The organism is endosymbiont of Riftia pachyptila (vent Ph05), from assembly GCF_000224455.1.
GTDB classification, from domain to species: Bacteria; Pseudomonadota; Gammaproteobacteria; order Chromatiales; family Chromatiaceae; genus Endoriftia; species Endoriftia persephonae.
In genome coordinates this window covers 19,213-29,328 of record NZ_AFOC01000043.1, presented here as the reverse complement: position 1 = coordinate 29,328, position 10,116 = coordinate 19,213, and the positions used below count along the sequence as shown (strand labels likewise).

6 protein-coding genes and 1 pseudogene are annotated in these 10,116 nt (G+C 60.5%); 6 read left to right on the top strand and 1 reads right to left on the bottom strand.

From position 1 onward, the window contains the following. Positions 1–611: efflux RND transporter periplasmic adaptor subunit (locus RIFP1SYM_RS08355; RefSeq protein ID WP_039960069.1), on the top strand; the 611-nt coding region annotated here is incomplete at its 5' end. Next, positions 608–3,742 (top strand): efflux RND transporter permease subunit, encoded by a 3,135-nt coding sequence (locus RIFP1SYM_RS08350; RefSeq protein ID WP_005961850.1) that lies wholly within the window; start codon positions 608–610, stop codon positions 3,740–3,742. The genes RIFP1SYM_RS08355 and RIFP1SYM_RS08350, both read left to right, overlap by 4 nt. Positions 3,743–3,861: 119 nt before the next feature. On the opposite strand, the gene RIFP1SYM_RS08345 is transcribed toward RIFP1SYM_RS08350, so the two are convergent. After that, the gene (locus RIFP1SYM_RS08345) at positions 3,862–4,776 is read right to left on the bottom strand and encodes a DUF3179 domain-containing protein (RefSeq protein WP_050798735.1); all 915 of its coding nucleotides are present in this window, start codon (positions 4,774–4,776) and stop codon (positions 3,862–3,864) included. Positions 4,777–5,248: 472 nt separating this feature from the next. On the opposite strand from RIFP1SYM_RS08345, the gene RIFP1SYM_RS08340 reads away from it, so the two are divergent. From RIFP1SYM_RS08340 to RIFP1SYM_RS08325, 4 genes and pseudogenes are all read left to right on the top strand, one after another. After that, positions 5,249–5,503: a DUF4212 domain-containing protein gene (locus RIFP1SYM_RS08340; RefSeq protein ID WP_039960067.1), complete on the top strand. Its 255-nt coding sequence runs from the start codon at positions 5,249–5,251 to the stop codon at positions 5,501–5,503. Between the two features lie 13 nt (positions 5,504–5,516). Further along, positions 5,517–7,302, top strand: a pseudogene (locus RIFP1SYM_RS08335) (sodium:solute symporter family protein). 168 nt (positions 7,303–7,470) lie between these two features. Further along, a complete protein-coding gene (locus RIFP1SYM_RS08330) occupies positions 7,471–9,336 on the top strand; it encodes a putative nucleotidyltransferase substrate binding domain-containing protein (protein WP_039960065.1) in 1,866 nt (621 codons plus the stop codon). A 3-nt stretch (positions 9,337–9,339) separates the two neighbouring features. Further along, a complete protein-coding gene (locus RIFP1SYM_RS08325) occupies positions 9,340–10,032 on the top strand; it encodes an exonuclease domain-containing protein (RefSeq protein WP_005961838.1) in 693 nt (230 codons plus the stop codon). Positions 10,033–10,116: the final 84 nt, after the last annotated feature.

The window sequence follows — 10,116 nt, the reverse complement described above, 5'->3', positions numbered from 1 at the left end:
TGTTCGACGGCGATGCGGTGGACCGGGTGGAGGTAGTTGCCCAGGTTGCCATCGCCTCACTGCGCCGCCTGTTTATCGGTCAGACAGAACCCCTTCCCAACATCGAACGGCTCAACCAGGATCTGGCCAGCTTTGTTGGACTGCGCCCGCTGCTCCGCCTCGACATGGGCAACCACACGGCCGAGTGGCAGGCAGAGTTCGTCCGCTTCAGCGACCAGATCGATAGCAAGACTCGTACCGTGGGCGTGGTGGTCGCCGTCGACAAACCATTCGAAAAGGTCAGGCCCGGCCTGCGCCCCCCCCTCTCCAAAGGCATGTTTGTCGAGGTGATCCTGCGTGGCCAGAGCCAGCCTGATCAGATTGTCATCCCCCGCTCTGCGGTGCGCAACGGCAAGGTCTACCTGGTGGATGCACAGAACCGCTTGCAGCGACAGCCGGTGCAACTGCTCTACAGCCAGGGAAGTGTGAGCGTGATCAAAAGCGGCATCCGAGCGGGCGACCGGGTGGTCGTCTCCGATCCGGTGCCGGCGGTCAGCGGCATGCTGCTGCAACCGCAACTGGACAAGCAACTCAGCGCTGAACTGCTGCAGGCTATCGGAGATGACTCATGATCGCCTGGTTCACCCGCCACCCGACCGCCGCCAATCTGATGATGGGGGCGCTGATGCTGCTTGGGCTGATCACCTTGCCCAACCTGCAGCGCGAGAGCCTGCCGGAGATCAAAAACGACAAGGTCGAGATCCGCGTGATCTACAAAGGGGCTACCGCCGAGGAGGTGGAGGACGCCATCTGCCGCCGCTTGGAGGATGCCCTGGAGGGGGTCACTGATCTGGATGAGATCCGCTGCGAAGCCCGCGAGGGTATCGGCCAAGCCACCGCGGTAATGCTTGAGGGGGCCGACATGACGCGCTTCCTCGACGACGTAAAATCAGAGGTGGAGACCATCGATGACTTCCCCGTCGAGGCGGAGCAGCCGGTTATCACCGAGCTGGGGCGTACCGAAGCGGTGATCGCGCTGGCCGTCACCGGGCCGGAGGATCCGGTCGCACTGAAGGCCTATGCGGAAGAGCTTAAGTCACGCATGCTGGCCCTGAAGACGGTCGCCGACGTCTCCATTGATGGCTTCTCCGGGCACCAGATCCGCATCGAGATCCCCGCCTGGCGGCTGCGCCAGTATGGTCTCTCCGCCGCCGCCATCGCCAATGCGGTGCAGCGCCAGAGTGTCGGCGGCCCTGCCGGCCGGCTGGAGGGGAGTCAGGAGGATCTGCTGTTGCGCTTTGACGATCAGCGCAAGAGTGTCGAGCAGCTCAAGGATCTGGTGGTGATCTCCGGCAGCAGCGGCGCGGCCATCCGTCTCGGCGAGATCGCCGAGATCAGCGATCGCTTCGACCGCGCCGAGGAGAAGATCACCTTCAACGGCCAGCGCGCGGCGATCCTCGATGTCTCCAAGACCCGCTCCCAGGATATTCTGAAGGTGCTCGCCAGCGTCAAGGCGTTTGCCGAGGCCGAACAGCAGCAGGCACCCAAGGGCGTCACCTTGACGCTGACCCAGGACCGCGCCTCGGTGGTGCAGGACCGCCTCGACATGCTGCTGCGCAATGGCGCTCAGGGGCTAGTGGCAGTGTTTCTGGTGCTCTGGCTCTTCTTCAGCGTCCGCTACAGCTTCTGGGTCACCATGGGGCTGCCGGTCTCTTTCCTTGGCGCGCTGTTTGTGCTGCCGATGGTCGGTGTCACCATTAATATGATCTCGATGGTGGGGCTGCTGATCGGCATCGGCCTGCTGATGGATGACGCCATCGTCATCGCCGAGAATATCGCCGCCCGCATGGCCAAGGGCGACACGCCGCAACATGCCGCCATCGCCGGGGTGCGTCAGGTGCTGCCGGGCATCGCCTCCTCCTTCGCCACCACCCTGATGGTGTTTGGCTCACTGGCCTTTATCACCGGCGAGATCGGGCAGATCCTGCGGGTCATGCCGGTGGTCTTGATCCTGGTGATCACGGTGAGTCTAATCGAGGCCTTCCTGATCCTGCCCAACCACCTGAATCACTCGCTGGCGCATATGAAGAGCGGCACACCAAACCGCTTCCGCCAAGCCTTTGAACGGGGCTTCGATCGGCTGCGCGAACGCTGGTTTGGACCGACCCTCGACCGGGCCATCCACAATCGCTATCTGACCCTCGGTATCGTGCTGATGCTGCTGCTCTTCTCGGTGGCGGTGCCGGTCGGCGGCGGGCTCAAGTTTGTCGGCTTCCCCGATATGGATGGCGACTTGGTGGAGGCCCGCATCCTGCTGCCCCAGGGCACGCCGCTGGTGCGCACTGAGCAGGTTGTGGCACAGATCGAGGGTGCGCTGCAGCGGGTCAATGCCCACTTCAAGCCACGTCAGCCGCAGCAGCAGGATCTGGTGCAGAATGTCACCGTGATCTACGGCCAGAACCCGGATGCCTTCGAGACCGGCCCCCATGTGGCCCGGATCGTCACCGACCTGCTCAGCGCCGAGATACGCGACGCCCCGCTGGATGAGTTCATCCAGCTCTGGCGCGAGGAGGCCGGGCTGCTGGCCGACGTGATCTCTCTGAAATTTACCGAGCCGGTCATCGGACCCGGTGGCCGCCCCATCGACCTGCGCCTGCTAGGCGACAATCTGGCGCAGCTCAAGACCGCCTCCAACGAACTGCAGGCCTGGCTCAACGGCTTTGCCGGGGTCAACGATCTGAGCGATGACCTACGCCCGGGCAAACGTGAGTACCGCCTCCGTCTGAAACCGGATGCCGGCGTGCTGGGGCTGGACGCCCGCAGCGTGACCGAGCAGCTGCGCGGCGCCTTTCAGGGCCTCAAGGTGGATGAGTTTCCGGTCGGCGCCGAGACCTATGAGGTCAATCTGCGCTTTAGCGAGCAGGATCGTATCGGCCCCGAGAGTCTCGACACACTCACCATCACCGGGCCAGACGGCGCGCTGGTACCACTCTCAGTGGTCGCCGAGATCGAAGAGGTGCGCGGCTGGGCCCGGATCAACCGGATCGACAGCCAGCGGGCAGTCACTATCCAGGGCGATGTGGACCGCTCCCAGGCCAACGCCCAAGAGCTGTTGGGGCTGACCCAGCGTGAGTTCATTCCCGGACTGCTGGCACGCTATCCGGGGCTGAAGTTCGACGTGCAGGGTGAGAGCAAGCGGTCCGCCAAGACCGGCAAGTCGATCGTGCGCAACGTCCTGATGGGGCTACTCGGGGTCTATCTGCTGTTGGCGCTGCAGTTCCGCGGCTATCTCGCTCCACTGACGGTGATGCTGGTAATCCCCAGCGCCCTGATCGGCGTGGTGTTTGGGCATCTCGCCCTCGGGCTCGATATGACCATGCCGAGCATCGTCGGCATGGCCTCGCTGTTCGGGGTGGTGGTCAACGATTCGATTCTGTTGGTGGTGTTTATCCGCGATGCCCGCGCCCAGGGTGTGGCGGTCACCAACGCTGCCAAACAGGCGGGCAGGGCCCGTTTCCGTCCAATCCTGCTCACCTCTATCACCACTATCGTCGGCCTCACCCCGTTGCTGCTGGAGAAGAGTCTGCAGGCACAGATCCTGATTCCACTGGCAGCCAGCCTCGCCTTTGGTCTGACCGCCGCCACCCTGGTGGCGCTGTTCTTGGTACCGGCTTTCTACTGCATCCTGGATGATTTCAATCTATTGGGTGAACTGGATAAAAAGGCCGAATCAGATCCTGAGGTTACCCAGCAGAGCCATTGATTTTTGTAGCCATAACTATGAGTTAGAATACAATTCACCCGATCACCACCCAAACAACCCCACTCAGCCTGGCTGCAGTCTTGCGCTGCAGTCAGGCACTGCCTTTCCTCTCTTCTCTCCTAATCACCTTCAAACACCAGGCTATCCGGGTGAAACGCCATCCAGGCAAACCAGTAGCTGATGACACTCGGCAGACGTCTCCCCTTTCGGCTCTCCACCCAAGCGGTCGCGTTGGCCTTGTCAAAGTGCACCCGGATCGGCCGGTTCCCCAATCGATCATTCAGAACCCCCTCCAGCCGCGACAACTCCTGAAACGGATAGGCCTTGAAGGCTCCGTCGATCTCCAGACCCAAGACCTGCTCTTTCGGATGGTAGCGCGGGTTGATAGCAGACAACGGAAAGAACAACTCTGACTCCTGCGCATACCCCGCGTAAGGATCTCTGCTGTAGTCCCGAGCAAAACCGGTCTCCCGCGACAGCACCTGCGTCTGTGGATGCCTGTCGCGCCACTCCTGCCAGCTGGTGTGTTGCAACGCCAACATCTGCAGGCGCCTACCCCGCATCGGGCCGCTGATCGCCTGTCTCATCAACTGCGACCAGAGGGATTTGCTCTGTCGGTCATAGAGCAGCATGTCGTTGTTATAGAGCAGACCAGAGACCCCGAAACTCAAGGCCTGGCCATCAACCTCTGCGGCAAACGCCATGCCGCTGCCGCAGAGTGGACAGAAGGTGACCACCACCGCCCGCTCACCGAAACAGTCGTTGACGATCTCATGCCAGTTGAGAATGGCCACCGGATAGGCGCGGCTGGTCCCCTGCAACGACAGTCCCAGCACCCGCTCGTCAGGTTTCAGCCAATCCGCCGAATCAGCAGTGACAAATTGCGGTGAGTCGATGGCCGGTATGCCGTCCCGCGCCGGGCCACCGTGGAAGATTTCCTCCGGCGGCACCTGCGCATCACGCAGATCAAAGCCATTCAAACGCTCCAGCGCGTCAGTCTGCACCGGCGAACAAGCCAGCACTACCATCGTCATTGACAATAGACTCAGCAGTGAAAAGTTAGACATAGATCCAATCTTGAGGGAATCCAATTCGCTATGATCAGTTCGCTTCTAACGCATTCTGATCCATAGACAGCTCTGCTCTCTCCAGATACGCACGCCAGCGTCAGCCGGTTTCACACCCGCCTCCTGCGGTCAAAAAATAGCTTCTTTTACCATCGGGAACAGATTGCGATCCCATCGGTAACACTCACTCAATTTTTTGTTACCTTTTTTCTCACACACCCTCTTTACAGACCCCAGATAACACACAATAACTCCTTGTTTTGTTTTGACTTTTAACCCACACCAGCCGGACAATTCCTGTGGCTCTATCCGTTACCTGCGGATACCCAAAACCGGGCACCGCCTCTAAGCCAGAACAATAAAATTGCAGGAACTCCTCAGGCAGGGCGACGGCGGTAGCCACAGAGCGAAGCAACTCAACCGGCGGAGAGATCATGAAATGAACAATCGAGCTGAGCAATATTGGAAAGCCAATATTCGCCTGGTAGCTATCCTACTGACGATATGGTTTGTGGTGTCCTACCTATTTGGCATCATCCTCGCGGAGCCGCTCAATGCCATCAAAGTTGGTGGTGTCGGGCTGGGTTTCTGGTTCGCCCAGCAGGGCTCTATCTACACCTTCCTGGTGCTCATCTTCTTCTACGCAAAACGTATGAACGCCTTGGACATCGAATTCGACGTCCACGAGGATTAAGGGGATACAACCAATGGATCTTCAAACACTGACCTATACCGTAGTGGGCTTTACCTTCGCCCTCTACATCGGCATCGCCTTCTGGGCGCGTGCCAGTACCACCGGCGAGTTCTACGCCGCTGGCCGCGGGGTACACCCGGTGGCCAACGGCATGGCCACCGCCGCCGACTGGATGTCCGCCGCCTCCTTCATCTCGATGGCAGGGCTGATCGCCTTCAACGGCTACGGCGCCTCTGTCTTTCTGATGGGCTGGACCGGCGGCTATGTACTGCTGGCACTGCTGCTGGCGCCCTACCTGCGCAAGTTCGGCAAGTTCACCGTACCCGAGTTCATCGGTGATCGTTACTACTCGCGCACCGCCCGTATTGTCGCAGTTATCTGCCTGATCCTGGCCTCGATCACCTATGTAATCGGCCAGATGAAGGGCATCGGCGTCGCCTTCTCCCGCTTCCTCGAGACTGACTACGATACCGGCCTCTACATCGGCATGGGCATCGTCTTCATCTACGCCGTACTCGGCGGCATGAAGGGCATCACCTACACCCAGATCGCCCAGTACTGCGTGCTGATCTTCGCCTACACTGTGCCTGCGGTCTTCATCTCCATGAACATCACCGGCAACCCGCTGCCGCAGCTGGGTATTGGCAGCACCATGGCGGACGGTTCCGGCATGTACATGCTGGACAAGCTCGATCTAGTGGTAACCGAACTCGGCTTCAAGGAGTACACCAGCCAAGTGATGGGCAGCAAACTCAACATGTTTGTCTACACCCTGTCGCTGATGATCGGCACCGCCGGCTTACCCCACGTCATCATCCGTTTCTTCACCGTTCCCAAGGTGAAGGATGCCCGCTCTTCCGCGGGCTGGGCGCTGGTCTTCATCGCCATCCTCTACACCACCGCACCGGCGGTCGGCTCGATGGCCCGTCTCAACCTGATGAACACCATTCAGATGGGTGAAGTGGGCTCCGCCGAAGGCAACCTCGCCTACGCCGAACGTCCGCAGTGGTTCAAGAACTGGGAGCAGACTGGTCTGCTGAAGTACGAGGATAAGAACGGCGACGGCCGCATCCAGTACTACAACGACAAGAACGCCGAGTTTGCCGCCAAGGCCTGAGTCCTTCGGTTGGAAAGGCAACGAGATGGTCAAGGTCGACCGCGACATCATGGTGCTGGCCAACCCGGAGATCGCCGGGCTGCCCAACTGGGTCATCGCCCTTGTCGTCGCCGGTGGTCTGGCCGCTGCGCTCTCCACCGCAGCGGGTCTGCTGCTGGCGATCGCCTCGTCGATCTCCCATGATCTGTTGAAGGGCGTCTTCATGACCGACATCTCGGAGAAGAATGAGCTGATGGCCGGACGCATCGCAATGGCCGGCGCCATCGCCCTGGCGGGTTACTTCGGCCTGCATCCACCGGATTTCGCCGCCGGCACCGTGGCCATCGCCTTTGGTCTGGCTGCCAGCTCGATCTTCCCGGCATTGATGATGGGCATCTTCAACAAGAAGATGAACCGCTCCGGTGCGATCTGGGGCATGGTCTCCGGCATCGGCGTCACCATGCTCTACGTGTTCCAGCACAAGGGCATCATGTTCATCCCCGGCACCTCCTTCCTGGGTGACATGGGTCCGAGCTGGTTCCTCGGCATCTCACCCAATGCATTTGGCGCTGTCGGCGCACTGGTTAACTTCGCCGTCGCCATCGCCGTGTCGAAGGTGACTGCCGCACCGCCGGAGCATATCCAACATCTGGTGGAGGATATCCGGGTACCCAAGGGGGCCGCTGCTGCCTCCGCTCACTAAAATCAGACGACTCTGCAAAGTTTGGCCCCGCGCTGCGGGGCCTTTTTCCTTCCCCACCTGCCGAGGCATTTCCACCAATCGACAGCCCAGACCAGCGGTCGATGCGTAGAAATTCTTCCCCTGTACCGGTATAACAACTTCACCCGATGGAGAGCTGGAACTGATCCCATGGAAATCGAACTGATCGAGATCCGCGACTTTCTCGTCGAACGCCATCCGTTCGACGCACTCTCCGATCAGACCCTGGAGCAGCTCCCCAAATCCCTGCAGATCCGCTACCTGCGCCGCGACAGCCACTTCCCGCCAGAGGATATCGACGGCAGCTACCTCTACATCATCCGCAGCGGCGCCATTGAACTCTACGATGCAGACGACAACCTGATCGAAAAACTGGCGGAGGGCGATATCTACACCCTGCACTGCCAACTGCTCGATCTGGGCCAATCGCGCAACGGCAAGGCCGTGGAGGATAGCCTGCTCTACCTGCTCCCCTGCGACAGCCTGCGCCAGCTGCGGGAGGGTTCCGAGGCATTCAATCGCCACTTCAGCGAATCCCTGCGGGATCGGCTGAAACAGGCGGTAAACGGTGATCAGGAGAGTCACAATCAGATGGCCCACCTGACGGTGGAGGTCTCAGACCTGCTGAAGAAGCCGCCAGTGACCATCGACGTCAACGCCAGCATCCAACAGGCTGCCCAGCTAATGAGCAAGCAGAACGTCTCCTCGGTAATGCTGATGGAGGGGGAAAAACTGGCCGGTCTGATTACCGACCGGGATCTGCGCAAACGCTGCGTGGCAACCGGGCTGCTCGGCGATCGACCCGCCCGGGAGATCATGTCGAGCCAGCTGCAGACGGTGCAGCACAATAGCCTGGTGATGCATGCACTGATGACCATGACCCGCCTAAATCTGCATCATCTGCCGGTGATGATCGGCGAAGTGGTGATCGGCATGCTCACCGCCACCGATCTGGCCCAGCAGCAGAACTCCAGCTCCGCCTTCATCGCCAACGATGTGCGCAAGGCACAGAACCTGGAGTACCTGATCCAAGCCAGCCAACGCTTGCCCGAGCTGCAGCTGCAGCTGGCCAACTCCAGCGCCACCGCACAGCACATCGGCGAGGCAATCTCCTGCATCACCGACGGCATCACCATCCGTCTGATCGAGATGGCGCAACAGGAGCTGGGGCCAGCACCCATCCCCTTCGTCTGGCTCTGCGGCGGCTCCCAGGCGCGAGGTGAACAGAGCTCTCACTCGGACCAGGACAATGCGCTGCTGCTCGATGACAGCTTCCAGCCCGCACAGCATGCCGACTACTTTGCGGCACTGGCACAGCGGGTTACAGACGGCCTAGACGCCTGCGGCTTTGTCTACTGCCCGGGGGATGCCATGGCCAGCAACCCGAAGTGGCGTCAGCCGCTACAAACCTGGCGTGGCTACTTCAAGGAGTGGATCGACGCCCCCGAGCCGATGGCGCTAATGCTCTCCAGCATCTTCTTCGATCTGCGTCCGGTATTCGGTGAGTTCAGCCTGTTTGAACAGCTGCAACAGGAGATCTTGCAAAATACCAAGGGAAACAGCCTGTTTACCGCCTACATGGCGGCCAACGCGCTGCAGTTCCGCCCACCGTTGGGCTTCTTCCGCAACTTCACCCTGATCCACGGCGGTGAGCACGACGATACCTTCGACATCAAACACCGCGGCATCGTGCCGATTACCGACATCGCCCGGGTCTTCGCCCTTGATCAAGGGTTGGCTGAGGTCAACACCAGCGAGCGCCTGAGTGCCGCGATGGCCGCCGGGGCGATCAGCGAGGAGATGGGGGAGAATCTGCAGGATGCCCTGGAATATATCGCCAGCCTGCGCATCCAGCATCAGGCCGCACAGATCAAACGGGGCCAGAGCCCCAACAACTATCTGCCGCCGGATACCCTCTCCGAACTACAGCGACGCCATCTGAAAGATGCCTTCGGGGTGATTCAGACAATGCAGGAGACTATGGAGAGCCGCTACCAGAGCGGGCGCTTCCGGTGAATCATGTTCGAACGTCTCTTCAGCAAACAGCATCAGCGCAAGCGGGCCCTGGCCAAGGCTCCCGCCGGGGTGATGAGGGATTACCTTACAGCCCCCTTCCCCTCCAGTAAGACCCCCTGCACGGAGCTGGAGATTGTCTCCCTTGATCTGGAGACCACCGGCTTGAAGCCGAAACAGGACAGCATTCTCAGCATCGGCCTGGTTAATATCCGTGCGTTACAGATCCACCTCGACACTGCCTGGCATCGGGTAATCCGGGTGGAACAACAGATCCCGGAGTCGTCCGCGGTGATCCATCAGATCACCGATGACCACGCCGCCGCAGGCATCCCCCTAGAAGAGGCACTGCCTCAGCTACTGCGACAACTCAGCGGCAAGGTGATGCTGGCCCACTACAAAAGCATCGAGCAGAATTTTCTCGACGCCGCCTGCCAGCGGCTCTACGGCACGCCTTTTATCATTCCGATCATCGACACCCTGGAGCTGGCACAGCGCCTATTCGCCCAGCGTAACCACAGCATCCAGCCCGGCGATCTGCGCCTGTTCAACCTACGGCCACGCTACAATCTGCCCCACTACAAGGCGCACAATGCGCTCAGTGATGCCCTCGCCACCGCCGAGCTATTTCTTGCGATGGCAGCGGAGATGGCGCCAAGACCCGCACAGTGCCGACTCGACCAGTTTCAGACGGATTGACCCGATGCCCAGATTCTCGGCAGTATGCAGCTTTGCACAGAACAATCAGCCCGGGCCTGCGATCATCGGACCGCTGCAGAAGCC